Origin of the sequence: Paenibacillus rhizolycopersici (assembly GCF_014947195.2) — a bacterium.
Classification (GTDB): Bacteria; Bacillota; Bacilli; order Paenibacillales; family Paenibacillaceae; genus Fontibacillus; species Fontibacillus rhizolycopersici.
The window spans coordinates 1-330 of record NZ_JADCNN020000056.1 but is presented as its reverse complement, the minus strand read 5'-3'; the positions used below and the strand labels follow the sequence as shown (position 1 = coordinate 330).

Sequence of the window (330 nt, the reverse complement as noted above, 5' to 3'; positions counted from 1 at the left end):
CTGCTGAATGGATCTTCATACTCTTTCACACTCAGTTTATCAATGGCTTGGTCATGTGCTTCCTGCTCACGTATATATTTAGCGACGGTGGCTTCATTCAAGCCCACCGTGCTTACGTAGTACCCCTCTGCCCAAAATTTTCGATTGCCATATTTATACTTCAGGCTGGCATGCTTCTCAAATATCATGAGGGAACTCTTTCCCTTTAGATATCCCATGAATGATGATACTGAGATTTTTGGAGGTATTGCCACCAGCATATGTACATGATCTGGCATCATGTGACCTTCAATGATCTCCACTCCCTTGTATTTACATAAACGCTTGAAG

1 protein-coding gene is annotated in these 330 nt (G+C 42.4%); it reads right to left on the bottom strand.

The features are described from left to right. A partial coding sequence (gene tnpA, locus IM700_RS23000) for an IS200/IS605 family transposase (RefSeq protein WP_204801207.1) occupies positions 1-330 on the bottom strand: 330 nt, incomplete at both ends.